Origin of the sequence: Gramella sp. MT6 (genome assembly GCF_019357415.1) — a bacterium.
GTDB lineage: Bacteria > Bacteroidota > Bacteroidia > Flavobacteriales > Flavobacteriaceae > Christiangramia.
The window spans coordinates 2502152-2528460 of record NZ_CP048410.1 but is presented as its reverse complement, the minus strand read 5'-3'; the positions used below and the strand labels follow the sequence as shown (position 1 = coordinate 2528460).

18 protein-coding genes are annotated in these 26309 nt (G+C 37.5%); 10 read left to right on the top strand and 8 right to left on the bottom strand.

What is annotated here, in order from left to right; all coding sequences use genetic code 11:
* The first annotated feature begins 423 nt into the window (after positions 1-423).
* The 7 genes from proC to G3I01_RS11285 all read left to right on the top strand — a co-directional run bounded on the left by proC (position 424) and on the right by G3I01_RS11285 (position 10599).
* Positions 424-1230: a pyrroline-5-carboxylate reductase gene (gene proC / locus G3I01_RS11315; RefSeq protein WP_219547937.1), complete on the top strand. Its 807-nt coding sequence runs from the start codon at positions 424-426 to the stop codon at positions 1228-1230.
* A 32-nt stretch (positions 1231-1262) separates the two neighbouring features.
* Positions 1263-2036 carry a glutamate 5-kinase gene (proB, locus tag G3I01_RS11310; protein ID WP_219547935.1) on the top strand — a complete coding sequence of 258 codons (774 nt, stop codon included), beginning with the start codon at positions 1263-1265 and terminating at the stop codon, positions 2034-2036.
* Positions 2037-2072: 36 nt separating this feature from the next.
* On the top strand, positions 2073-3272 hold the full coding sequence (locus G3I01_RS11305) for a glutamate-5-semialdehyde dehydrogenase (protein WP_219547933.1): 1200 nt from the start codon (positions 2073-2075) through the stop codon (positions 3270-3272).
* Between the two features lie 100 nt (positions 3273-3372).
* Positions 3373-5244 (top strand): peptidase M61, encoded by a 1872-nt coding sequence (locus tag G3I01_RS11300; RefSeq protein ID WP_219547931.1) that lies wholly within the window; start codon positions 3373-3375, stop codon positions 5242-5244.
* 118 nt (positions 5245-5362) lie between these two features.
* Complete coding sequence (locus G3I01_RS11295; RefSeq protein WP_219547929.1) at positions 5363-7366, top strand: cation:proton antiporter; 2004 nt, start codon at positions 5363-5365, stop codon at positions 7364-7366.
* Between the two features lie 48 nt (positions 7367-7414).
* The gene (locus G3I01_RS11290) at positions 7415-9085 is read left to right on the top strand and encodes an AarF/UbiB family protein (RefSeq protein ID WP_219547927.1); all 1671 of its coding nucleotides are present in this window, start codon (positions 7415-7417) and stop codon (positions 9083-9085) included.
* Positions 9086-9114: 29 nt separating this feature from the next.
* Complete coding sequence (locus G3I01_RS11285; RefSeq protein ID WP_219547925.1) at positions 9115-10599, top strand: carboxypeptidase; 1485 nt, start codon at positions 9115-9117, stop codon at positions 10597-10599.
* 5 nt (positions 10600-10604) lie between these two features.
* Here G3I01_RS11285 and thrC read toward each other — a convergent pair whose 3' ends face one another.
* The 5 genes from thrC to G3I01_RS11260 all read right to left on the bottom strand — a co-directional run bounded on the left by thrC (position 10605) and on the right by G3I01_RS11260 (position 18207).
* Positions 10605-11900: a threonine synthase gene (gene thrC / locus G3I01_RS11280; RefSeq protein WP_219547923.1), complete on the bottom strand. Its 1296-nt coding sequence runs from the start codon at positions 11898-11900 to the stop codon at positions 10605-10607.
* A complete protein-coding gene (locus G3I01_RS11275; protein ID WP_219547921.1) occupies positions 11897-12817 on the bottom strand; it encodes a homoserine kinase in 921 nt (306 codons plus the stop codon). The genes thrC and G3I01_RS11275 overlap by 4 nt, the downstream gene beginning before the upstream one ends.
* Before the next feature lie 2 nt (positions 12818-12819).
* Positions 12820-15267, bottom strand: coding sequence for a bifunctional aspartate kinase/homoserine dehydrogenase I (gene thrA / locus G3I01_RS11270; RefSeq protein WP_219547918.1), 2448 nt, complete (start codon positions 15265-15267; stop codon positions 12820-12822).
* A gap of 335 nt (positions 15268-15602) precedes the next feature.
* Positions 15603-17066, bottom strand: coding sequence for a magnesium chelatase (locus tag G3I01_RS11265; RefSeq protein WP_219547916.1), 1464 nt, complete (start codon positions 17064-17066; stop codon positions 15603-15605).
* A 10-nt stretch (positions 17067-17076) separates the two neighbouring features.
* Positions 17077-18207, bottom strand: a complete 1131-nt coding sequence (locus G3I01_RS11260) for a hypothetical protein (RefSeq protein WP_219547914.1) — start codon at positions 18205-18207, stop codon at positions 17077-17079.
* A 167-nt stretch (positions 18208-18374) separates the two neighbouring features.
* Here G3I01_RS11260 and G3I01_RS11255 point away from each other — a divergent pair, with 167 nt between their 5' ends.
* Positions 18375-19196: a phosphatase PAP2 family protein gene (locus G3I01_RS11255; RefSeq protein ID WP_219547912.1), complete on the top strand. Its 822-nt coding sequence runs from the start codon at positions 18375-18377 to the stop codon at positions 19194-19196.
* A gap of 15 nt (positions 19197-19211) precedes the next feature.
* Positions 19212-20324, top strand: a complete 1113-nt coding sequence (locus G3I01_RS11250; RefSeq protein ID WP_219547910.1) for an endonuclease/exonuclease/phosphatase family protein — start codon at positions 19212-19214, stop codon at positions 20322-20324.
* Here G3I01_RS11250 and G3I01_RS11245 read toward each other — a convergent pair.
* Genes G3I01_RS11245 through G3I01_RS11235 form a run of 3 tightly spaced genes read right to left on the bottom strand, consistent with a single transcriptional unit; the run spans position 20293 to position 25491 of the window.
* Positions 20293-20697: a response regulator gene (locus tag G3I01_RS11245; protein ID WP_219547908.1), complete on the bottom strand. Its 405-nt coding sequence runs from the start codon at positions 20695-20697 to the stop codon at positions 20293-20295. The genes G3I01_RS11250 and G3I01_RS11245 overlap by 32 nt on opposite strands.
* A 34-nt stretch (positions 20698-20731) precedes the next feature.
* Positions 20732-24073, bottom strand: a complete 3342-nt coding sequence (locus G3I01_RS11240) for a PAS domain S-box protein (RefSeq protein ID WP_219547906.1) — start codon at positions 24071-24073, stop codon at positions 20732-20734.
* A 56-nt stretch (positions 24074-24129) separates the two neighbouring features.
* Positions 24130-25491, bottom strand: a complete 1362-nt coding sequence (locus G3I01_RS11235) for a capsule assembly Wzi family protein (protein WP_219547904.1) — start codon at positions 25489-25491, stop codon at positions 24130-24132.
* A 77-nt stretch (positions 25492-25568) separates the two neighbouring features.
* On the opposite strand from G3I01_RS11235, the gene G3I01_RS11230 reads away from it, so the two are divergent.
* Positions 25569-26300, top strand: coding sequence for a CpsB/CapC family capsule biosynthesis tyrosine phosphatase (locus G3I01_RS11230; protein WP_219547902.1), 732 nt, complete (start codon positions 25569-25571; stop codon positions 26298-26300).
* The last annotated feature ends 9 nt before the right edge of the window (positions 26301-26309 follow it).

The following is a 26309-nucleotide window of genomic DNA, read 5'->3' as shown; positions in this document are numbered from 1 at the left end:
GGAATAAGATAATTCCTATTAAAAAGACCTGACAGAATTACAGATTGTTGCCATTTCTGCAAATATTTCGATTTCTTAAGAAACTTAAATTATAAATAACATTTTTTTAAGAATCAGGTTAAAATTGCAGTTCAATCCTTTTTATTTCAATTATCATATCCGCAAATCTGGATACTCAAAGCCTGTAATTTCATATAAATCAATTCTATAAACTGAACATTTAGAAGTTAAAATGACTGTCTGTTTAGGATATTTTATAGGATTTTATGTTTTTCTTAATGCAAGCTTCGCCAAAATCAGGGTAAATTATCGCTTCAAAATAAATGCTAACTAATATTATTGGCTTTGTCGCATGGTCTTTGTCCAATATAGGGCGCAACCATTTGGCAGAAAGCCAATGAAAATTGAACCAAAAAAACAAAAATGAAGACATTAGTTATTGGAGCAGGAAACATGGGATTAACTTACGCCGAAGGAATGGCACAATCTGCAATGCTTAACAGAAGGAACCTTATGGTTTTCGATAAGTCTGCAGATGTGATCGCGAGATTACGCGATCTAGACCACTTCGATGTATTTGAATCTCTTGAAGATTGCCTGCCCAAAGCAGATATGGTATTCGTAGCTGTAAAACCCTACCACTGTGATGAACTTTTTGAAGAAATGAAACCAATGGTCAATGAGGATCAAATCTTTGTATCCCTCATGGCTGGAGTAACCATTAGCAAAATCCAGGAAGGACTTGGCGTAAAGAAAGTTGTTAGATCTATGCCAAATTTACCGGCCCAGGTTGGAAAAGGAGTTACTTCTTATACAGAATCTAAGGAAGTATCCAGAGTTGAATTATTAATGGTACGCAATTTACTGGATACTACTGGGGAATCGATACACGTAGAAAATGAGAACTTTATAGATGCCTCTACAGGTATTTCAGGAAGTGGACCAGCATATGTATTCTATTTTATGAATTCCATGTTGGAAGCAGCCCAGAAAATGGGATTCTCAAAAAATGATTCCAAAGTGCTGGTAAGCCAGACCTTTGAAGGTGCCGTTGAGCTTTTCAATCAAAATGATCTTTCTCCAGATACCTGGATGGATCGTGTAGCTTCTAAAGGTGGAACTACCAGAGCAGCCTTAGATTCAATGGATGATAATAACGTAAAGGAATTGATCAAAGATGCAGCTTATGCAGCTTTTGATCGCGCCGTAGAACTAGGAGAAGAAAAATAATAATATTCAAAAGTTAGATAAACACTCTAAAAATGGATAATAAGAGAAGAATTGTTGTAAAGGTCGGAACAAACGTAATGACCAATAAAGACAATAGAATTTTAGGACCTGTATTAAAAAGTCTGGTAAGACAAATCGCTACCTTATATGAAGAAGATATACTAGTAGTACTAGTTTCCTCAGGTTCGGCTATCGCCGGGAAAGAAATTCTTGGAGAAATAAAAATTGAGGACGACAGTAAACGTAGACAGGTTTATTCCTCGGTAGGACAACCAAGAATGATGCGACATTACTATAGCATATTCCATGATTATGGAATGAGATGTGCACAGGTCTTAGCTACCAAAAGAGACTTTAGCCCTGGTATTCATAGGGAAAATATGATCAATTGCTATGAATCTCTTCTATCTGAAGGTATCATTCCAATTGCGAACGAAGATGATGCGGTTTCTGTAACCATGTCTATGTTCTCTGATAATGATGAACTGGCAAGTCTGGTTGCTGAACTGATTGGAGCTGAAAAACTTATTATATTAAGTGATACTGACGGATTGTATACCGGTCATCCGGAACATGACGATTCAGAAAAATTAAACAAAGTTCAGATCGATGAAGATGTAGAAAAATATGTTCAGGAATCTGATAAAGGTGAAGGTGAAGGCCGCGGAGGTATGGAGTCTAAAATTAAGATTGCCAAAGGAACCGCCGCAAAAAATATCACAACATATATAGCTAACGGAAAGCGTGAGGACGTGATCCTAGATATTATGGCTGGTAAACCAGTTGGAACCAAGTTTACATCATAAAAAAATTAGATTAACTAAACTAAAAGAAACGAAGAAATGAAGTTGATAAAATCTGAAACTAAAAATAACGTACTTAAATCCATGATGAATATCCTGGATAGAAGACGTAAAGAAATTATTGAAGCTAACAAAAAGGACCTGGAAGCTTTCAGTAAAGACGATCAGGCAATGTATGACCGATTGATCGTTGATGAAAAGAAAGTGGATGGAATGATCCAGTCTGTAAAAGAGGTAATGGAGCAGGATGATCCTGTTGGACAGGTGATCGAACATAGAAAATTAGACACAGGTCTTGACATTACCAATAAAACAGCACCTTTCGGAAATATAATGATCATTTACGAATCCAGACCCGATGTTACCATCGAGGCTGCGGTTCTGGCTTTTAAAGCTAACAACAAGATCTATCTAAAAGGTGGTAAAGAAGCCATCAATAGTAATAAGATTCTTGAGGAATGCTGGCATGAAGCTCTTGAAGAAAATGGTTTGGGTAAAGAATGGATCAAATTGCTTCACCTTAACAGAACTGAAACTCAGGATTTCCTGAAAAACCCACCAGAACAATTAGACCTTATCGTACCACGAGGTGGTGAAAGACTAATTGCATTTGTAAAAGAACATTCCACGGGTGCAGTACTAGTGAGTGGTAGAGGAAATAACTTCCTATATGTATCGAAAAATGCAGACTTTGAAGTCGCTAAAAAAGTGATGCTTAATGCTAAGATCGATAAGATTTCTGGATGTAATGCCCTTGATAAAGTTCTTGTAGATAAGAATATTGAAGGCTATGAATCTAAGTTGAAAGAACTTGAAGAACTTTTCAGAGACAACAAAGTGAATATCCTGGTAGATGAAGAAGTTTCCAAAGTACTTAGTGACCAGGAGAAAGTGCCTTCTGAAGATACCTGGTATGAGGAATTTCTTGCCATGAAGATCGTGATTGGAGCGATTGATGGTCTGGATGCCGCAATTGAAAAGATTAATCAGTATTCTGGAGGTCACTCTGCTTCTATTATTACTAAAGATAAAGAAGAAGCGGTCACTTTTATGGAGCAAGTAGACAGTGCAGCTGTTTATCATAATGCTTCCACTAGATTTACCGATGGTGGACAAATGGGAGTTGGTGCAGAGCTTGCGATCTCAACAGATAAACTTCACCATAGAGGGCCACTAGGATTGAAACAATTAGTGACAAATAAATATTATGTTCTTGGTGAAGGACATGTAAGGGTATAATTACCTGGATTATAAAATTTAGAAAAGGCGCCGCATGGCGCCTTTTTGTTTGTAACATTTTTCATATTATAGTGTCTTATACTTCAAAGACATGTTTTATATGAAAAAAATAATAATGGGAGTAACGGCAGCGTCACTTTTGTTTGCCTGCAAAACCCAAAATGTACCTCAATCCCAACCGGAACAACCCATTGTAGCTAATATCAACCTTGTAGATGTACAGGATGATAAAGTTTGGGTAACTGTAGACCCGGACAGATTTACTGTAGACAGCACCACCTTTTATATCCCTAAAACAGTTCCCGGAACTTATTCTGAAGACAACTACGGGAAATTCTCTGAAGGATTTAAAGCCCTGGACTATAAAGGAAATGAATTAGCCTTTACGAAACTTGATGATAATAGTTATAGCATTCCTAAGGCTAAAGACCTGGACAAAGTAATGTATCAGGTGAATGATTCTTTTGATTGGGAAAATGAAGGCGGAGTTTATTCTATGGCAGGAACAAACATTCTTAAAGATGAGAATTTTCTTTTGAATCTTCACGGCTTTGTTGGTTACTTCGATAAAATGAAGGAGAAAGAATTTCGTCTTGAAATTATGCGTCCCGCAGACCTCATACCCGCATCTTCCTTAACTGTAGATAATACAACTACAGGAGAAAACAACACTAAAACTGATATTTTCAACCTGGACAGGTATTTTGAAGTTATCGACAATCCTATTATGTATTCTTCTCCAGATACTACGAGTTTCATGGTTCAGGATATGGAGGTTCTTTTAAGTGTTTATTCTCCTAATAATAAACATTCAGCTCAAAGTTTAAAACCTGGAATGGAGAAAATGATCCGCGCTCAAAAGAGATTCCTTGGTGATATTAATAGCACAAATAAGTATGCTATCCTGGTTTATCTATCAGACTCTCCGGGTGAAGGTAACGCTGGTAATTTTGGCGCATTGGAACACCACACCTCCACTGTGGTAGTAATGCCTGAATCTATGGAACCTAAGGCCCTGGATGAAAGTATGACCGATATAGTTTCGCACGAATTCTTCCATATAATTACCCCTTTAGGAATACATTCTAATGAAGTTCATTATTTCGATTATAACGACCCTAAAATGTCTCAGCATTTATGGATGTATGAAGGCGTGACTGAATATTTCGCAAATCTATTTCAGGTGAATCAAGGTCTTATTAGCAACCAGGAGTTTTATAATAGAATGGTTGAAAAGATCACTACCTCGAGAAGGTTTGATGATACGGTGCCGTTTACTGTAATGAGTAAGAATATTCTTGAAGATGAATATAAAGACAGCTACTACAATGTTTATCAAAAAGGTGCATTAATCGGAATGGCTCTCGATATTCGTTTAAGAGAATTAAGCGGCGGTAAAATGGGCATTCTTGACCTTATGAAAAAGCTGAACGAGAGATATGGTAAGGACAAACCATTCAATGATGAGGATCTTATCCCTGTTATTGTCGAGCTTACTTATCCTGAGATCCAGGAGTTCTTTGATACTTATGTAAGCGGGGAAACTCCTATTCCTTATAATGAATTCTTTGAAAAGGCTGGACTGGTAGAAAAAGAGATAATGACCGAAGTTGGATATTTCATCAATGGCCAAACACCTTACATTACGGCAAACCAGCAAACCATGGAAATCGTGTTTAGAAATAACATTGAATTAAATACTTTCCTGACAGATCTTGGAATTCAGGGTGGAGATACTTTGAAAACCGTAAATGGTACTGAATACACCATCAAGAATGTATATGATCTTATCATGGAAAGTCAAAGCTGGAGCGAAGGGAGCGACATCACGATGACGATCATGAGAGATGGAGAAGAAATGAAGTTGGAAGGCAAGATATCAACTCCAAAAGCTAAAGACAAGAGTTATGTAGAAATGCAAAATGCAGACGGAGACCAGATAGAACTCCGCAATGCCTGGTTAAAGGGATAATAAACATTAATTCTAATTTAAAAGCGGCAGGAAATCCTGCCGCTTTTTTTATATTATCTTTTATGCTTAAGTATACTTAACTTATTATCTTTATTTTTCAAAATTAACCAACTCATTTATGGAAATCCCGATCCTCCAGGATATTGTTATTATTTTAGGTTTATCTATTGTTATAATCCTGGTATTTAACCGATTAAAGTTACCGGCCATCCTAGGGTTTCTTCTCGCCGGAATAATTGCGGGACCTCATGCATTCAATCTGATAAGTTCACAACATGAAGTAGAATTACTCTCAGAAATCGGGATCATTTTTCTTCTTTTCGTTATTGGGATCGAACTCTCGCTGAAAGGCCTGGCATCGATTAAAAAAATTATTTTCCTGGGAGGAGGTTTACAGGTTGGAGGAACCATCCTAATCACGGTTGGAATTTCATCAGTTTTAGGCCTGTCACTAAATACCTCTATTTTTTTAGGTTTCCTATTCAGCCTTAGTAGTACGGCCATAGTTCTCAAATTATTACAGGAAAGAGGCGAAATGTCAACCCCTCATGGCAGAATTGGTCTGGGAATCCTGATTTTCCAGGATATTATCGTAGTACCTATGATGCTTTTCACGCCACTGCTGGCTGGTGAAACGCCTAACATACTTTCTACCATAGCCATTATGGCTATAAAGATATTGTTGGTGCTGGTGCTTGTTTACATCCTGGCACGATATGTTGCACCAAAGATCTTTGGATGGGTCGTAAAAACAAAGAATCAGGAATTATTCATTTTAACCGTTGTAGTGTTCTGTTTTGGCGTCGCCTGGCTTACCTCGACAGTTGGCCTCTCCCTTGCTTTAGGAGCCTTTTTCGCCGGACTGATTATTTCTGAATCAGATTATAGTCATCAGGCAACTGCTAATGTTCTGCCGTTCCGTGAGATCTTTATCAGCTTTTTCTTCATATCTGTAGGAACTCTTTTGAACCTTGAATTTTTCATAGAAAATCTATTGAATATCTTATTATTGGTTCTCGGAGTAATCCTGTTAAAAATGCTCGTGGTTGCTGCAACAGTTCTTATTTTAAAATATCCTGCCAGAACAGTGTTTCTGGCCTTATTCAGTCTTTTCCAGGTAGGGGAATTTTCCCTTTTGCTTTCAGGAGTAGGAAAGGAAAACGGCCTGATTCCGGAAAATATTTATCAATACTTTCTGGCCATTTCTATTATCACGATGGGGATCACACCGTTCCTAATCACATCTGCCCCAAGGATAACATACGCTTTACTCAAAGCACCGATTCCAGCCGGTGTTCGGAAAAGACTTGAAAACATTAAAAAAAGTACCAAGGCCGAGGAAGAATTTTCAGAAGAAAGTCTCCACGACCACCTTATAGTTATAGGCTATGGAGTAAACGGGTCCAATATTTCCAAGGCCGCGAGAAAAGCCGAAATACCCTATGTACTGATAGATACAAGTCCTGAGAGTTTTGAGAAGGCCAAAAAGAATAATGAACCCATCATTTTTGGAGATGCCACCCAGACTACTATTCTAAAACATGCTCATGTTCAGGAAGCCAGGGTGATCGTAATTGCCATATCAGATCCTGAAGCTACCAGGAAAATGCTAACCAGTATCAGGCAGTTCACCCAGACAGCGACTATCATCGTAAGAACCAAATATGTCAAAGAAATTGAGGATGCGATTAGATTAGGTGCAGATGAAGTGGTGCCTGAAGAATTCGAAACCTCTATTGAGATATTTACCAGAGTATTGAAGAAATATTTGGTTCCATTTGATGAGATTCAGGAATTCATTAACCAGATTCGTTCATCAGATTACGAAATGCTGACCTCAATGAAAAAGAGTCCGCACTCCCCTGCCCTTCAGCATTTGAATATTCCGAATAAAGAGATCGTGACTCTAAAAGTTCAAAGAGATAATCATCAGATAGTAGGAAAAACCATTGAAGAGTCTGGTATTGGTAAGAATTACAGGGTCACTCTCCTTGCAATCCACAGGGATCGGAGATACCTCACTGAGATATCCCCCGAGACGGTTATTAAACAAGGTGACCTGTTATATTTGTTTGGCCACCCAAATAATATTAATCATTTAAATAAACTGCTTTCCTTCTAATCTCGCTTTATTTTTTAAATTTAGGCACCTAACCATTTATCGTGATTAATGAGCAATACGCCAGAGAGAATCCGAAATTATTATAAGTTCATACGTTTTATGCTGAAATACTGGAACAGCGATCTTTTTCGCCAAACCAGCTCAGTGGCAATGAATGGAGAACTTTCAGAGGAAGATAAAGAACATAAGTTCGATCAGTCACCAGAAGAACTGGTGGAAGATCTAAAACAGATGGGGCCCACCTATATTAAACTAGGCCAGTTACTATCTACAAGGCCAGACCTTTTACCAGATGAATACCTGAACTCACTTTCCAACTTGCAGGATAATGTTTCTCCTGTTCCATTTGAAGAGGTAAAAGGGATCATTGAAGAGGAACTGGGCACTAAGATCTCAAAGGCATTTAATTCCTTTGATGAAAAACCTTTGGCCAGCGCATCCATTGGCCAGGTACACAGAGCAGAACTTCATTCTGGAAAACCTGTTGCGGTAAAGGTTCAAAGACCTGGAATCGCTAAACAGTTCATGGACGATCTCGATACCCTTGATGAATTAACTGCCCTCGCTGTAAAACATCTGGAAACGGCAAAGACCTACGCTATAGATGAAGTATTTGCCGAGTTGAGACGGATTTTGATCAATGAACTGGATTATAAAAAAGAAGCTCAAAATTTAAAAACATTAAAGCGGAATCTTCAACAATTTGACAACCTCATTATTCCAGCACCAGTAGATGATTATAGCTCTACAAGGGTTTTAACAATGGAGTTCGTTAGCGGGAAAAAGATCACTTCTCTTTCTCCCTTGCGACAAATGGAGAATGACTTTTCAGGCCTGGTTGAAGACCTGGTAGAAGCCTACCTTCAGCAGATAATAAATGATGGTTTTGCTCATGCAGATCCTCATCCCGGGAATATTAAGTTCACAGAAAATAATCAGATCGCATTGATAGATCTGGGCATGGTTGCAAGATTCGCGCCCCAGCTTCAGGAAAATTTAATAGAACTACTTCTCGCAATTAGCCAGAGTAACGGTGAGAAAACTGCTCATACTCTTTTAAAAATGAGCGAACTAAGTGAAGACTCTCAGAAGAAACAATTTACGAAGACCGTGAGCGATGTGATCATGGAAAGTGAGAATAGCATGGCGAAAGACCTCCAAACCGGTAGAATTTTAATTCAGCTAAATAGATTAGCTCTTACTACACATATAAAGTTACCGGTAGAGATCAATATTCTGGGAAAAATTTTACTGAATCTTGACCAGATCGTGGCCATGCTGGATCCAGATTTCGATCTAAGGGCTGCCATACAGAGAAATGTGCATGAGATCATGCGCAAGAAAATGATAAGCGAATTAAAGCCAGAAAATTTCTTCAGTACTTTAATTGAATCGAAGCATTTCCTGGAAAAGATGCCGGAAAGAATGAATGCAATTTCTGAAAATCTGGCCAATAATGAATTCAAGATCAAAATTGATGCGATCGATGAAAAGAGGGTTACCGATGGATTTCAAAAAGTGGCTAACCGAATTACCTTAGGATTGATCATCGCTGCGATGATCATTGGTGCCTCTATGTTAATGCAGGTACCTTCAGACTTTACCATATTCGGCTACCCTGGTCTTGCCATGCTCTTCTTTTTATTAGCAGCAGCGGGAGCTATCGTACTTAGTTATGTCATCATTTTCAGAGATGAAAACCTTAATAATAAAGATTAGTTTTTAACCTTCAGATTTAAATTATAATAATGCGAAAATTTTCACTTTTATTGATCTTAGGATTAATTCCTTTACTAAACCATGCTCAAAATATTGAGATTCCATTAGATACTACGGTAACGACCCAACATTCAGCAACTATCAATGGTAAATCTATAGATTATACTGCTGAAACGGGTTTTATGCCTTTGTGGAACGAAGACAGGGAACCTATTGCCAGTTTATTCTACACATATTATAAGCGTAGTGGAGTCAAAAATACCGAAAACCGGCCATTGGTTATTTCTTTTAATGGAGGACCCGGATCTGCTTCAGTTTGGATGCATATCGCCTATACGGGACCACGTGTATTAAAGATAGATGATGAAGGTTTCCCGATCCAGCCTTACGGAATTAAAGACAACCCGCATTCTATTCTTGATGTGGCCGATATTGTTTTTGTAAATCCTGTAAATACTGGGTATTCCAGAGCGATCCCAAATGAAGAAGGTAAGATTAACAGAGAAAAGTTCTTCGGGGTGAATGCAGATATTCAATATCTGGCAGAATGGCTAAATACTTTCGTAACCCGTAAAAACAGATGGTTGTCGCCAAAGTATTTGATCGGTGAAAGTTACGGAACAACCAGGGTTTCAGGTTTGGCACTTGAACTTCAGAACAGTCAGTGGATGTACCTTAATGGAGTGATTTTAGTCTCTCCAACAGAAATAGGATTAGATCGTGAAGGTCCTGTAGAAATCGCGAACAGGTTACCGTATTTTGCGGCGGCTGCCTGGTACCATAAAGCATTACCACAGGAGCTGCAACAAAAGGATCTTGATGAATTACTTCCTGAAGTAGAAGATTATGCGATAAACGAATTACTTCCTGTTCTGGTAAAAGGCGGATTCATCGAAGATTCTAGAAAACAACAGGTAGCAGAAAAAATGGCTTATTATTCCGGGATCGATAAAAAGGTGATTCTTCAGAATAATTTAGAAGTGCCTTTCAGGTATTTCTGGAAAGACCTGCTTCGTGAAGAGGGAGGATTTACAGTAGGGCGACTTGACTCCAGGTATAGAGGGATTGACGCTAAAGAGGCCGGGGATAATCCAGATTATAACGTAGAACTTACTTCTTGGTTGCATTCTTTCACTCCTGCTATCAACTACTATTTGAGAGAAGAACTGGATTTTAAAACAGATTTGAAATATAATATGTTTGGGCCGGTTCATCCATGGGATAGAAGCGGAAATAATACTGGTGAGAACTTGAGACAGGCTATGGCACAGAATAAAAATCTCGACGTTTTGATCCAGTCAGGATATTTTGATGGTGCAACCACTTACTTCAATGCGAAATATTCTATGTGGCAATTAGATCCAAGTGGAAAGATGAAAGACCGCTTAAGTTTTAAAGGTTACCGAAGCGGCCATATGATGTATTTAAGAAATGAAGACCTTAAAAAGGCGAATGATGACCTTAGGGAATTCATCCAGAATAGCCTTCCAGGAGAGGAACCAGCGAAATATTAAAATTTTCAGCTTAATAAATATCCCTTTAGATCCTCGTAATTGCTGATCTGAAGGGATTTTTTTTGCTCATCCATTAAAGCCTGAATAACGTCCGGTATTTCTACTTTATCCCCTATTGCTGCTTCAACAGTATCCAGAAATTTAACCGGATGCGCCGTCTCTAAAAAGGTACCGTAATACCCATCTTTGTTTTTTAAATACTTCTTGAGGCCCAGGTATCCCACAGCACCGTGAGGATCCATGACATAACCTGTTTCGGTATATATTTCTTTCATAGCCTTCCTGGTGGCTTCATCATCAAAACTATATGCTGAAAGCACCTTTTTCAGAGACGAATATTCATCATCGAACAACCTTAGAATCCTAATAAAATTGCTGGGATCTCCAACATCCATAGCATTAGAAATGGTTGCTACGCTTGGTTTAGACTTATAGTTTCCAGTATCCAGGTAGTTTGTAACCGTATCATTGGCATTATTGGCCGCAACAAAATGATCTATAGGCAATCCCATTTCACGGGCCAGCATTCCTGCACAAATATTTCCAAAATTTCCACTGGGTACAGAAATTACCAGTTTCTTATTTTTGTGTGCCAGTTGCCGGTAGGCAAGGAAATAATAGAACATTTGCGGTAACCACCTGGCGAGATTAATAGAGTTCGCTGAAGTCAGCCTGCGGTGCTCTGTGATATCCTTATCCAGAAAAGCTTGTTTTACCATTTTCTGACAATCGTCAAAAACTCCATCCACTTCCAAAGCAGTTATATTCTGTCCCAAAGTGGTAAGCTGTTTCTCCTGAATATCGCTAACCTTCCCTTTAGGATAAAGTATCACCACATCTATACCATCAACTCCTAAAAATCCATTGGCAACCGCACCACCAGTATCTCCAGAAGTTGCAACCAGCACGGTCACTTTACCAAGATTTCCTTTTTTGATAAAATAGCCCAAACTTCCCGCCATAAACCTCGCTCCTACATCCTTAAAGGCCAAAGTAGGTCCATGAAAAAGTTCCAGGCTGCCGATATTTTCTTGAACATTGACTACCGGAAATTCAAAATCCAGGGTTTCATCTATAATATCCATCAATGCTGAATCTGGAATCTCGCTACTTACATATTTTTGAATCGCCTTTAAAGCGATCTCGGTTTTATCGAATTGATCCAACTCTTTAAAAAATGACGCGGGTAGTTTTACAATTTCTTCCGGAAAATAAAGCCCTTTATCCGGAGCCAGACCTCTAACTACCGCATCCGCGAAATTACTTGTATGCTCTTTATTATTTAAACTGAAATATTTCATAAGATCTTTACTCCTTTTTCATTTATAGCTGAAAGATGTAATTCGAAATCTATATCTTTTTTTGAATAAAATGTTTGGATGGAATTTCTTACTTTTTCGGCATTTTCATCTCCCCTGCACAAGGCATAGACCGAAGGCCCGGAACCTGAAATACCAAATCCCAGGGCACCATTTCCAGTGACCAATTCATCAAGCTCCCTGAAATAAGGAATAAGAATAGACCTCACTGGCTCCACGATCTCATCCTGCAGACTTCTCCCGAGAAGTTCATAATCTTCAGTATAAAGTGCGCTTACAAATGCTCCTAGATTTCCCCACTGGTTAATGGCACTTTTGAGACTCACATTTTGTTTAATAATAGATCTTGAATCTTTGGTCTTTATCTCGATTAAAGGATGTAGAACCACCACCCTGAGATCTGAAGGCACCGGCAAACTTAGCACTTCTAGTGGGCAGTAACTTCTTACCAGGCTAAAACCTCCTAACAGTGCCGGGGCTACATTATCTGCATGAGCATTTCCGCTGGCAAGCAGCTCTCCTTGCATCGCAAAAGGGATTAGGTCCTTCTTTTGAAATGGTTCACCTAATAATTTATTTACGGCAAAAACAGCTCCTGCCGAGCTGGCAGCACTGCTACCTATTCCGCTACCAGGTTTTATCTTTTTAACGATCTCGATATCAAAACCTTCATCTGAACCTAATTCTTTCAACAGAGCTTTTACTGCCACGCCGGCAACATTTTCATCTGCATCAAGAGGAAGGTCCTGCCCGGTGATCTTTGTGATCTTAACTTCCTTAAGTTCATTTTTCCGTATAAGCATTTCATCCCCAACTGAATCGAGACAACACCCAAGGACATCGAAACCGCAGGAAAGATTGGCCACCGTGGCCGGAGCGAATATTTTTAATTCTTCCATAATTATTTCTTTCCTATTCTTATGATATCGGCAAATATACCAGAGGCAGTAACCTCAGCTCCTGCACCAGCTCCTTTTACGATCAAAGGCTGCTCGGGATATCGATCTGTAAAGAACAATACGATATTATCGCTTCCGCTTAAATTGGCAAATGGGTGCTGGGCATCTACTTTCTGAAGGCCCACTTTAGCCTTGCCATTTTCCAGTTGCGCGACATATTTTAATTCAGCACTATTTTGCTCAGCATCTTTATATAGCTTCTCGAACTCCGGTTCATCCCGTTTTAGTAATTCAAAGAATTTTTCATTCGACTCTGAATTCAAACTTTCTTCAGAAAGAAAATTATCTCTTTCAATATCTTCCAGTTCCAGTTTAAGTCCGCTTTCTCGTGAAAGGATCAGAATTTTCCTGGCAACATCCACTCCGCTAAGATCGATCTTTGGGTCTGGTTCGGTATAACCTTCTTTCATAGCTGTTTCCACCACTTTATAAAAAGGCTCTGAAGCATCATAATTATTGAATACAAAGTTCAGGCTACCAGAAAGCACTGCCTGGATCTTCCTGATTCGGTCACCCGAAGCCATTAAATTCTGTAAAGTATCTATGATTGGTAATCCCGCGCCCACATTGGTTTCATAGTGGAAAGAAGCACCATATTCCCTGGCCAGGTTTTGTAGATTTTCATAATTCTCATAAGCATCTGCACAGGCAATCTTATTGCAGGTAACCACCGAAATGGAATTTGCGAGGTATTCTTTATACCATTCAGAAATTTCGGCGCTGGCAGTGTTATCAACGAAAATACTATTACGCAGGTTGTATTGTTTAACCCGGTTAAAAAATTCCTTTTTATCGGCTTTTTCAGCTTTATCCAGATCCTCTTTCCAATGATCAAGATCAATTCCATCCTCATTGAAAAGCATTTTCCTAGAATTTGAAACGGCAAGTACTCTTACCTTCAATCGTAATTTTTCCAGCAGGTAAGTCTCCTGTTTTTTCAATTGGTCTAATAATTTACTTCCAACGTTTCCAACTCCGGTTACAAAAAGGTTAAGTTCTTTAGAAGGAACCTCGAAGAACTGCTCATGAAGCGTATTAAGCGCCTTGGTGACATCTTTCTTAGCAATGACTGCAGATATATTCCGTTCTGAAGAACCCTGCGCTATAGCTCTTATATTGATGTTGTTATTCCCCAGGGCACTAAACATTTTACCGCTTAAGCCATGGTGACTTTTCATGCGGTCACCAACCAGTGCGATAATGGAAACATTATCCTCAATTTCTACCGGTTTAATTTTCTTGAAAGTGATCTCCGCTTCGAATGCTTCATCCAGAGCTTCTTTAGCTTTCTCAGCTTCATCGGCTTTCACCGCAATACAAATACTATGTTCTGAAGAGGCTTGAGTAATTAGAACAACATTTATATGCTCCTGAAAAAGGATCTCAAAGAAACGCTTGGAGAAACCTGGGATACCAACCATGCCGCTACCTTCAATATTCAATAATTTAATGGAGTCGATATGAGTAATACCAGTTACCCACCTGAAATTCTTTTTGCTGGATTTTGAGATCAGGGTTCCCGGTTCATCAGGCTCAAATGTATTCTTAATATGGATCTCTATATTCTTATCCAGTAATGGCTGCAAAGTTGGCGGGTAAAGCACTTTCGCACCAAAATGTGATAGTTCCATAGCCTCTTCATAAGATATATTCTTAAGTGAATATGCTTGAGGAACAAGGTTAGGATTAGCCGTAAACATCCCGTTAACGTCGGTATAGATAAACACTTTTTCCAGGTCCAGAGCCCCGGCAATGATAGCTGCGGTAAAATCTGATCCTCCCCTACCTAAAGTACTGGGAACACCCTGGTCATTTTTCGCGACAAAACCAGGAACTATGTAAAAGTCGGCTTTATTCTTTTCAAAAAAATCTTTTAATTTACTATTGGTAACCTCATAATTAACAAGCACTTTCTCGTTTGTATTCTTACAAACAATCAGCTCCCGGGAATCTGTAAACAGGCTATCCAGGTTCAGACTTTTAAAATATTCCGCAATGATTAAGGAGCTAAGGATCTCACCAAAACCGGAAATCACATGTTTGGTCTTGTCCGATAGTTCATTTAGAAGGTATACTCCCTCATATAATGTCTCCAGCCGGTTAAACTGATTTTTGACCTGGCTGAGAATACTGCTTTGTGCGGTGACAGGAATAAGTTCTCGAACCACTTCCAGGTGTCTTTTTTCATTCTTCTCAAGAATCTCTTTATAAGTAAGATCTTCCTTTGACGCGAGTTCGGCCATTAGAAGAAGGTCGTTGGTCACCCCTCCAAATGCCGAAAATACTGAAATGACAGCATCCTTTTTTAAATGTTCTTGAATAGTTTGAGCTACTAGTTTAATTCGCTCTGAAGTGGCTAAAGATGAGCCGCCAAATTTCAGGATATACATAACTGAAATTGTTTATAAGATTAATATGAAAATTAAATATACAGGTGTACGGACGGAAGTTATATAGCAAGGACCCCAAAAGGGGTAATACCTGTAATCGTGATAATCATAGTAAACATGCCAGAGAAATTATCCCCGGTATTACTAATCATATTTTGCTGAAGTATTTTCACGATTTTTCCTAATAACTTTTTTAAAGGTATTTAAATAAAATTACCGGCAAAATTTTTTCTTAGAAAGTCCAAAAAAATTATCAAATTGATAATTTTAAAGGCATAAAAAACCCGATACTAAAAAATATCGGGCTTTATTTTAATGATTTTGAATCAGATAAATTATAATCCGCTTATGTAGCTTCCATATAGATCTTTAAATTGAAGACCTTTTGAAAACCTCTGCTTGCTCAGTTTTTTATACTCTACTAGTGCCCATAAAAGAAACTCTTTCATAAAGTACTTATCTTCAGTTTTAAGTTCCGGTTGGTATTTCTCGATCAATTTATTCAAAGGTTCAATAGAATCCAGCTTTTCCTTGTATTCTGAATCTGGAAGGTCATCAGGTAATTCAAAACCAGAGCTTTCAAAGAACCACTCCACCAAATCATCATAAGGCGTTGTTGCGTCTGGTTTTTGCAGTTTTTCAATCTTCGGAAAATAATCTGGAAACAAAGTTTTAACAGCATCACCAATTAGTTGCTGTGCAACAAAAGCAGCTCCTTCCTGTTCACCTTCGTAAACCAACTCGACCTTTCCGGTGATTGAAGGGATCACTCCCAGAAAATCACCAAATCTTAATAATGTTTCTTCTTCACCGTTTTTGATAGCCCTCCTTTCGGCAGTACTCAATAAATTTTCAAATGCAGTGATGCTCATTCTGGCACTAACACCACTTTTATGATCTATAAATTCACTATCCCTCGCTTCAAAACTGATCTGCTCAAGAAGATCCTTGGCCATTTCAGGCACATGAACTAATTCCCTTTGTCTCGTGTCTAATTGTGCTTCCTGAGAAGTAATAGTTTTAGCAATCTCAATATTTTCAGGATAATGCGTCAGTATCTGAGAACCAATACGATCCTTAAGAGGGGTTACTATACTACCTCTATTGGTATAATCTTCAGGATTAGCCGTAAATACGAATTGCATATCCAAAGGTAATCTAAGTTTAAAACCTCTAATCTGAATATCTCCTTCCTGAAGTATGTTGAAAAGTGCAACCTGTATCCTAGCCTGGAGATCTGGCAACTCGTTGATAACAAAAATACTACGGTTAGCCCGCGGGATCATACCAAAATGGATAACGCGGTCATCTGCATAACTTAGTCTTAAGTTCGCTGCTTTAATAGGATCTACATCTCCAATAAGATCTGCCACAGTAACATCTGGTGTCGCCAGCTTCTCAAAGAACCTATCTTCGCGGTGAATCCATTCAATAGGAGTTTCATCTCCCTTGGCGATAATAAGATCCTTGGCAAACCTGCTTATTGGGTTTAATGGATCGTCATTGATCTCAGATCCTTCGATCGTAGGTATCCATTCATCCAATAGGTTAACCATCAACCTAGCCAGCCTTGTTTTCGCCTGACCTCGTAGTCCAAGGAGGTTAATATTATGTCGGGAAAGAATCGCTCTTTCCAATTCCGGTATAACAGTATAATCGTAACCATGAATTCCTTCAAAGGCATTTTCGCCTTTTCTGATCTTGTCCTTAAGATTATCTCTAAGTTCCTCTTTAATGCTTTTACTCTCGTAACCTGCTTTTTTGAGGTCTCCTAACTTCTTTATCTTGTCCTTGTTCATATTCTTATTCTTAGCCTCTTATTCTTTTTTTACGATTAATTTCATAATCTTCAAATATCATTTCACCTAAACCTTTTAAGCCGGTATAAAATGCCTTTCCCTGGTTTGCCATAGTAAATTCCTGCACAAACCTGGTTAGATATGGGTCCTGTGCGATCATGAAAGTAGTAATAGGAATTCTAATTTTCCTGGCCTGCCTGGCCATATTATAACATTTATCTACAATATATGGGTCCAACCCCATACTGTTCTTATAATAACTTCCATCACGCTCACGCACGCAACTAGGTTTCCCATCAGTGATCATAAAGATCTGCTTATTGGTATTTCTTTTACGGCGCAATAGATCCATAGCCAGTTCAAGACCGGCAACGGTATTTGTGTGATAGGGTCCCACTTTTAAATAAGGTAATTCGGCAATAGATATAGGCCAGGCGTCATTTCCAAAAACCAGAATATCGAGCGTATCTTTAGGATATCTCGTGGTAATTAATTCTGAAAGAGCCATTGCTACTTTTTTTGCCGGGGTGATCCTATCCTCTCCATAGAGGATCATACTGTGGCTTATATCTATCATTAAGACAGTACTCATCTGGGATTTATGATGTGTTTCTTCCACCACCAGGTCATCTTCAGACATCGTGAATTCGCCAATACCATGATTTATCTGTGCATTGCGAAGACTTTCAGTCATGGAAATCCTGCTAAGAGAATCACCAAATTGATAAGATCTGAAATCTCCCGTGTGCTCATCCCCTCTTCCAATTTGATTTGTGCGATGATTGCCCGATGAACTTTTTTTCAATCTGCCGAAGATCTGTTCCAGGGCCTGCTGCCTTATAGCTCTCTCGGTCTTAGCTGTAATTGCCATAGAACCATTCCCGTCCTGATCTATTTCCTCTCTTATATATCCCTTTTTCTTAAGGTCTTCTATAAAATCATCTAGGGTATAATCCTCATCGGTCAATTGATACTCTTCATCAAGCTGTTTCATCCAATCCAGAGCTTCGTCCAGATCCCCAGAGGTGTGAGTGATAATTTCCTTGAAAATTTCGAATAATTTATCAAAAGGAGAAACTTCAGGTTCATCATATTTATTAAATATAAAACCTCTTATCGCCTTATCTGCATTCCTTTTCATAACTCTAAAAATAAAGCTTTTTAAACAGAATTTAAAAACAAGTCTCGTAAACACTAACTAAACTTTTGTTAATTGAAAATGTCGCAGCTTACAGTCTTCTATTGTTATTCTTTTCTTAATTACCTCTCATTTTTTCTAAGGAAATAAGAGATTTGAAAAAAAATAATATGAAAAATGCCGCCCCCTTTTTATTAATGTTCTGTATGTGCATGTCTCTATTTTCACAAGAAAGTTCATCGCCTTATGAAACTGAATTTTGGAAGGATGGCTCATGGATTGCAGGATCCACAGCGTTAAATGTGCTTGGTGTAATCACCATTCAGAATAAAGATAATTTGACTGATAACGATTTGGAAAACCTTAATGGAAAAGACATTTGGGGAATTAATCGTGGAGCTGTCGGGAATTACTCTTTGGAGGCAGATGAGCTAAGCTACGTGCCTTTTTATGCTTCTTTTGCGAGCCCGTTATTATTCCTTTTAGGAGAAGATGAGCGAAAGAATTTCGGTCAGATTTCAGTGATGTTTGTGGAAACAATGGCTACAACCGGCGCAATTTTCACTATCACTGCCGGAACTGTACAAAAAAGCAGACCGCTAGTTTATAATGAAGATCTTTCGGCCGAAGAAAGAAAAGATTCTGATGCCCAAAGATCCTTTTTTGCAGGTCATACTGCGGCAACAGCTGCCGCTACTTTTTTCAGCGCAAAGGTATTTCAGGATTTCAATCCCAATTCCCCTGCTGTTCCGTATGTGTGGGCCGGTGCGGTTGCTGTACCCGCATATGTTGGATATTTGAGAACTAAAGCGGGTAAACACTTCTTAACAGATAACTTAATTGGTTTTGGTATTGGTGCTGCTTGTGGTATATTAGTTCCTGAAATTCACAAGATCGGGAATGAAAAACTGGATATATATCCAACCTCGCAAACCAATGTTATGGGAACCGGAATTGATACCAAGGGTATTGCTTTGAATTATACATTTTAAAGATTCTATTTACTTATGAGCCTAGGAGAAATTCTAATCCTGTTTTTTACCATTTTAATGTGTATCCCCACCATCGCATCCCTTACAAGGTTTGATATCTGGTGGGTTCGAGGTTTTGATTTTCCCCGAATACAAATTAGTTTTCTAATCATTTGCGTAATCGTATTCTCATTTTTTGTTTACGATTTCTCTGAAGCCTGGCATTATATAGCTATTGGAGTTCTTATATTTAGTCTTTTATATCAATTCAAGAAGATCTTTCCTTATACCTATCTTTCTAAGAAACAAGTACTGAAATTTAAAGGAAGTGATCCCAATGCAACTATTTCAATACTAGTGAGCAATGTTTTAACTCCTAACAAAAGGAGCGATAAACTTATTGCGCTAATTAATGACCGGAAACCAGATTTGGTGCTTACTTTGGAATCTGACAAACGATGGGAAGAAGAACTATCTGTAATAGAAGAAGACTATAAATACAACATCAAGATCCCAAAAGATAATTTATACGGAATGCACCTATATTCCAAACTGGAATTAGACGACATAAAAGTTAGAAATCTGGTACAGGAAGATATACCTTCCATCCACGGAAACGTGATTTTAAGGAACGGTAAAAAGATAAGGTTACATTGTCTTCACCCAATGCCACCGAGTCCTACAGAAAGTGAGACTTCAACAAACAGGGATGCAGAATTATTAATGGTAGGAAGAGATATTGATGCCGAGAAAGATTCAATTCTTGTTATAGGAGACCTTAATGATGTTGCCTGGTCCAGAACCACAAGGCTTTTTCAAAAATTAAGTGGTCTAATGGATCCAAGAAAAGGAAGAGGTTTTTTCAATACTTTTCATTCCAAGTATTTTCTCCTTAGATGGCCCCTGGACCACGTTTTCCATACAAAAGACTTTACTCTGATAGAAATTGCAAGAGAAAGAAATATTGGTTCAGATCACTTTCCCATGTACATCAATTTAAATTATGAACCAACAGCTGAAGCTATCAACGAGGATACAGATGCACCGGCTCAGGAAGAAGAAAATTGGGCAGAAGAAAAGATCCAGAATGCAGATCCTTTAATGAAAAAGATCGAATTTAGCTCTCCTCGAAGTATTTTTCGAGTTTAGAAATTCCCTTCAATTTTGCGCAATGCTTTGCCGACACGGGCTTTTCAATAAAGTCTACCACGTGTGGATCATTTGCCGCGTCCCGCTTATCTTTTCTATCGATTGAAGATGTGACCATAACAACATGAAAACGTTCATTTTTGGGCACGTTCTTTATTTCCTCCAAAAATTGCCAGCCATTCATTTTAGGCATATTAATGTCCAGCATGATAAGATAATCTTCTTCTGGATCTGATTCCTCTCCTAAAAAATCAAGTGCTTCTTCTGCATCCTTAAAAGATAATGGATTGGCATCCAATTCGCATTTGGAAACTATTTTCTTTTGCAGGAAGGTCACTATTTCATCATCATCTACTATTATTGTTCTTAACATCTTATAGGCTAATTTTGGGGTTCAATTACTAATCCTATTCGGTTTGGGTCGCTATTCGCCTGATAATACTATCAAGCTCATTTGCTGAAATTAAAATATTTTCCAGTATTTCATCAATGTTTTCTAAATCATTTTTATAATTAAGAAGTAAATCTACCAGTCCCATAACTTTTGCGAGGGGAGCTCTAACAGTATGGGATTGCGTCCAGGCAATTTCTTTCAAACGTTTATTATGATTCTCAATAGCAATTAAATGATGTTTTCTTTCAGTTATATCCTGCATTGAACCTATTATTCTTATAGGCTCGCCATTTTCATCCATCATGAGATAACTACGGTCCAGAATGTATTTATAGGATCCATCTGCACATTGGAACCTGTATTCTATCGTAAGATTCTTTAGTCCCTCCTCTTTCATCTTTTTGGCTGCCGCTTTCACCTCTGCCTGATCATCAGGATGGATCTTTTCATTCCACCATTCCCCTGAATAAATTCCATTTAATTTTTTATAACCAAAAAACTTGAAGGTGGCCTCACTTACCCTAATTTCATACCTTTCAATATCGTAATCTGTAATAATATCACTTGTAGCCTTAGCAACGATATTATATCGAGTTAAACTTTCCAGCAGCTCCTTCTCCTGTTCTACAAATTCGGTAATATCCCTGGAATTCATCACAATACCTCCAATTGCCGGCTCATCGGTAAGATCTGTCATAATAGTTTCCATCCAGCGCCAATTATTATCGGCGCCTTTCACTCTATAAGAAGGCAATTGAACCCTTTTTGTAGTTTGGAGTTTTGCCAAATGATCCTCTAATAATTCGATATCTTCTTTGTGGATATAATCTCTAAAATTGTTGCTCTTCAGCTGGTCAGTTTCACGTCCAAATACCGAAATAGCTGCAGGACTATTATATAAATAATTGAAGTTAGCATCCACTATAGAAATAAGATCAGAACCATCCTGAACAAGTGCCTTAAATCGCTGTTCACTCTGCAATAATTTTTCCTCTGCTTTGATCCTGTCTGTAACATTTTTTACTAATGAAACCCTAGCTTCAATACCATCGAACATTACCGGGTTACTATTTACATTTACATAAATCAGGTCACCATTCTTTTTATGGTGGCTCAGTTTAACCTGGAAAAATTCATTCTTATTTTCAGAAATTATGGGATTTATAATATTATCCTGGCCGGGCACCCAAAGGTCTTTAACGGTCATTTCTGAAAATTCTTCAGCGGTATAACCATAAAGATCTATTGCGGCATTATTTACCTTTAAAAATTTCAAGTTAACTCTATCTAAAACCCACATTGGTAATGGACTGGCATCAAAAAGACTTCTATACTTTCTTTCCGATTCCTCCAATTTCGCCTGAATAAGATCCCTTTCAGCAATATTTTCTGATAATTCCCGGTGAACCTTTTTTAAGGGAGTAATATCTGTTCCGTATATAAAAACTATATTCTCCTTTTCAAAAAATTGCGAAAACCGCCATGAGATCCAAAGGTATTCTCCGTCTTTCCTTCGGCACCTAATCACAAACTCTGGACTTTCAATAGAAACCTTTTCAATGGCTTCAAATGTTTTAGAAAGATCCTCCGGATGAATAAAATCTGTGAATGGTTTTGATAATATTTCACATTCCGGATATCCGAATTTTTCCTCAAAAGAAGGATTGATCTTTTTTACAAATCCATCCATACCTATCACCGCGATCAGGTTAGGAGAAAAACTAAAAAAGTCATTAAGCTGCTCCTGGGTTCGCTTTCTTTCTATCGCAGAGGCGATTTGTAAGGTTATATCCTCAAGGAAATCGGTTTCAATTTTTTTCTTATCCTCAATAGAACCTAGACAAAATATTGAAATTAATTTTTCCTGAAAGATTATTGGAAAGCCAACCGCAGACTTAATAACATCTCCATTCCTCAAAAGCATATCTTTTAAAAGTCCGCTTTTATCATCCTGTCTTAAAATTTTTACCCTGCCGGATTCCCAGACTTTCCCAGGTAATCTTTCGCCTTTTACATAGGTTGTAATGCTCTCTGAAAGATCTTTTTCTAATGGCCAGTAAGCTGTTCTAACCAATTTCTCATTGTTAATACTTACTTTAAAGGCTTCAGCGTAATCGTATCCCAAATCCTTACAAAAGATCTCTAACACTTTCACCATCGCTTCCTGAAGCGTAGGTTTATCACCAAAAGCTTTGATAACTTTAAAAATAAGTTCCTGCTTTTTATTATGAAGATAGGTTTCTGTTATATCCCGGGCTATTCCTACCAGCCCAATAATTTCTTCTTTTTGATTCTTTAAAGGCACTTTTGTTAGGAGTACCTTTTCCTCTTTCCCATTTATATTGAATACCGTATCTGGCCGGTTAATCACAGCCTGACCCGAGTTCATTACCCATTCATTATCAGCAATTATATATTCTCCTTTTTTTTCATCAAAATAGTCCATAGGCGTGTATCCAAGACTACTTTCGTCACTGGTTTTACCTAGAATTTGTTCGTAAAATTTTCTATTGGCAAGAAGGCTCTTATGCTCACGGTCTTTTACGAATATATAATCGGGAATATTATCAATGATCGCACGCAACATTCGTCGATCTTCCAGAACTCTCTTCTCTTCAAGCTTTTGAGAAGTTATATCCTTAGCAATACCATAAACACCAATAATTTGGTTTTTATCATGGATTGGAAAAAGGTTAATTTCTAGATATTTAAAGGTGCCATTTAAACTTTTGAATGTTGTTTGATAATTCTGATTGAAGCCTTCCCGGGCTTTCTCAAAATGATATAGAGCTTTTGAATGGTCATCCTCTGGAATAAAAGGAAGAAAATGCATTTTTAAGATCTGCTCTATGTTGGTTTCTGCCAGTTTTACCGAACTATTATTGGCATTTACAAAATTACCTTCCAAGTCAAAGGAGAAAACTGCGTCAGGGTTATTAAAAAACAAGTTAGAATAAACCTGTTCATGATAATCATCTTCAGACAATATGCTCTTATCTTTTTTGTCTTCACAGATAGATTTAATATAATTTTCCTTTTTAGAAATTACTATCGAAACCCTTTCTATAATACCCTTCTCCTCAAGAATGGGAGAAAAATAAAGGTTTAGCTTTTTAGATTTAATTTCAAGGGTTAGAGACTGAAAACTACCTTTTTTGCATGATTCGAGACAATTTTCAATTTCAAGATGATGATTATATTCAAAAAGATTTGAGAACTGTTTTCCTGTTTCTAATTCTTCATTAAGAAACTTAGATAAAAAATTAACCTTAGGTTTACTGAAAGAAAGTATCCCATTGGTATAACTATAAGTTATAATGGCTTCCGAAAGATTTAGGGAAGAATCAGGTTTCAAGTTAGTCTAAAAGATTTAAGGCGCTTGGAAAGTACAAAAAATTAATTAGACAAAATCTAAAAAATTGTTTTCGAGAAATTTATTCCTACTCCAAAATTAGCATCCTCGTAGGAACTGATATCGGCTCCAAATTGTGCTTTGAGATTATAACTATCATTCACCAGGTCCAATTCGACCAGCGTTGATAGAACCTCTCTCTTTTCAGAGAAAAAAGAATCTTTTACTCCATAGTTCTTTCTGTAACTTAAAAGAAAACGATAAGGGTACTTCTCAAAAGCTTTACCCTTTAGACCAAAATGATGAACTGTAGTAATATTGGTGCCAATTCTAAACCGATTATCATTTAACAAAATAAAGGGCATTCCCAGAACTTGATTATTATAGGTCCATCCAGATCGATATAAATTATTATTGAAGTAATTATCTGCTCCATCTTCCTCCGAACTTTTCCTGGTTCTACTCTGGTTTTTAGTATAATAAAATTCATACATAAAAGCCTTTAGCCATGAAGTCCCCCAAAAGGTATCACGGTTGTCATCAAAATATACAGCATATCGCCCATCAGGGAAATTCCCACCTTTCATTCCTGAAGCATCTTCATAAATATGATTATATATGAATTGAAAATCTACATCCCGGATTTTGGTTTTTATTTTAATTTCATAACTCCCTATCTGATTTCCAAGGGCGTTTACTTCCTGACCATTTCCAACATCATTTTCACTCGCCATACCGGTAAAAATTCTAAAATAATCCTCCCAGGAATTGGGAAGTTGACCAAACTCTTCTGAATAACCTGCCCATTGCACAAAATGCTGCACCCCCATATCGATCTGAAAATTATTTTCACTTCTATAAACCAAATGCAGACTCTTATGATGAACACGCGTATCTTCAATGTAGCGGTCATCATCCATTAAGTACTCCTCCAGGCTTGCCATAACCCCTAATCCATGGTTTTCTTTAAAGATGAAAAGTGGATCTCTGGTGAAAAACCTGATTCCAGGCATTGGAGCGGCATTAAGTGACCATAGAATATTTTCATTAGTTGCACTAAGGCCTTGAAATAGATCATCTCTTTGTTTCTTACCTATTACCACACCAAATTTTGGAGAAACATAATTGAAATACAGCTCGTCAAGTTTAACGCCATCGTTATATCCATCTTTATAGAATGCGCCGATACCAAATTCGGCATAACTATCAGTAGTAAGGTCCATGGTTAAATTCGAAGAAAACAAACCGAATAAATGGGATTTTTCATCAAGTCTACCTCTATAATTGGTATGCATCCAGAATGGAGATTCTTCACCTGTGAATAATTGTCCCTGACCGTCAAATTTAACCTGGTAATGAATTTGGCTATAAGAAGTGAAGCCGAAAGAAAGTAAAAAAGTAATTAAAATAGTTAATCTCATAGTTTAGATCCAGGAACTCTGCAAATATTAATAATAAGAATTTAAATTATGTAATTTTGAAGTATAAAATAGACCTCATGTTTTCAATATTTAAAAAGAAAATCTATTTAATAGATCAAATTGGAGGAATAACAGATTTTCATAATCATATATTACCTGGAATTGATGATGGTGCAAAAACTATTGAAGAATCTCATGAATTAATCGAAGCATTCAAAAATTTTGGAATCAAAAATTTTGTCGCTACCCCCCATGTGATTGGAGAATATTATCCTAATACTCCGGAAACGATTTCCCAAGCTTACAATAAAGTAAAAGGCAATTTAGATGCGAAAGTGGAATTGAACTATGCCGCAGAGTATATGATGGATCAAAATTTTATAGATATAATTGAGACAAAAGATATCCTAAGCATAGTTGAAAATAAAGTTTTGATAGAAATGTCCTATTTTCAACCTCCTTTAAATTTGAACGAAATTTTATTTAAGCTACAAAACAATTCATACTCTCCAATTTTGGCTCATCCTGAGAGGTATGCTTTCTACCATTCGAAAGACCTGAAAAAATATAAAGAACTCAAATCACGTGGATGTGATTTTCAACTCAATATGCTTTCGCTTTCGGGACATTACGGATTAGGTATTCAAAAAACGGCATTTCAACTTATAGAAAACAATTTGATCGATTTCATTTGCAGTGATGCACATAAAATTGAGCATATTGAAAAGATTAAGGAAATTAAAATTTCAAAGAAGCATTTGCCGTATATTGAAAAAATAATTGATAGAAATAAGAAGTTATTTACTTAGTCTCAAAAC

Bases quoted from the DNA above. Each gene is read 5' to 3' on its own strand.
- proC (WP_219547937.1), top strand. From the start codon at position 424: ATGAAGACATTAGTTATTGGAGCAGGAAACATGGGATTAACTTACGCC.
- proB (WP_219547935.1), top strand. From the start codon at position 1,263: ATGGATAATAAGAGAAGAATTGTTGTAAAGGTCGGAACAAACGTAATG.
- G3I01_RS11305 (WP_219547933.1), top strand. From the start codon at position 2,073: ATGAAGTTGATAAAATCTGAAACTAAAAATAACGTACTTAAATCCATG.
- G3I01_RS11300 (WP_219547931.1), top strand. From the start codon at position 3,373: ATGAAAAAAATAATAATGGGAGTAACGGCAGCGTCACTTTTGTTTGCC.
- G3I01_RS11295 (WP_219547929.1), top strand. From the start codon at position 5,363: ATGGAAATCCCGATCCTCCAGGATATTGTTATTATTTTAGGTTTATCT.
- G3I01_RS11290 (WP_219547927.1), top strand. From the start codon at position 7,415: ATGAGCAATACGCCAGAGAGAATCCGAAATTATTATAAGTTCATACGT.
- G3I01_RS11285 (WP_219547925.1), top strand. From the start codon at position 9,115: ATGCGAAAATTTTCACTTTTATTGATCTTAGGATTAATTCCTTTACTA.
- thrC (WP_219547923.1), bottom strand. From the start codon at position 11,900: ATGAAATATTTCAGTTTAAATAATAAAGAGCATACAAGTAATTTCGCG.
- G3I01_RS11275 (WP_219547921.1), bottom strand. From the start codon at position 12,817: ATGGAAGAATTAAAAATATTCGCTCCGGCCACGGTGGCCAATCTTTCC.
- thrA (WP_219547918.1), bottom strand. From the start codon at position 15,267: ATGTATATCCTGAAATTTGGCGGCTCATCTTTAGCCACTTCAGAGCGA.
- G3I01_RS11265 (WP_219547916.1), bottom strand. From the start codon at position 17,066: ATGAACAAGGACAAGATAAAGAAGTTAGGAGACCTCAAAAAAGCAGGT.
- G3I01_RS11260 (WP_219547914.1), bottom strand. From the start codon at position 18,207: ATGAAAAGGAATGCAGATAAGGCGATAAGAGGTTTTATATTTAATAAA.
- G3I01_RS11255 (WP_219547912.1), top strand. From the start codon at position 18,375: ATGAAAAATGCCGCCCCCTTTTTATTAATGTTCTGTATGTGCATGTCT.
- G3I01_RS11250 (WP_219547910.1), top strand. From the start codon at position 19,212: ATGAGCCTAGGAGAAATTCTAATCCTGTTTTTTACCATTTTAATGTGT.
- G3I01_RS11245 (WP_219547908.1), bottom strand. From the start codon at position 20,697: ATGTTAAGAACAATAATAGTAGATGATGATGAAATAGTGACCTTCCTG.
- G3I01_RS11235 (WP_219547904.1), bottom strand. From the start codon at position 25,491: ATGAGATTAACTATTTTAATTACTTTTTTACTTTCTTTCGGCTTCACT.
- G3I01_RS11230 (WP_219547902.1), top strand. From the start codon at position 25,569: ATGTTTTCAATATTTAAAAAGAAAATCTATTTAATAGATCAAATTGGA.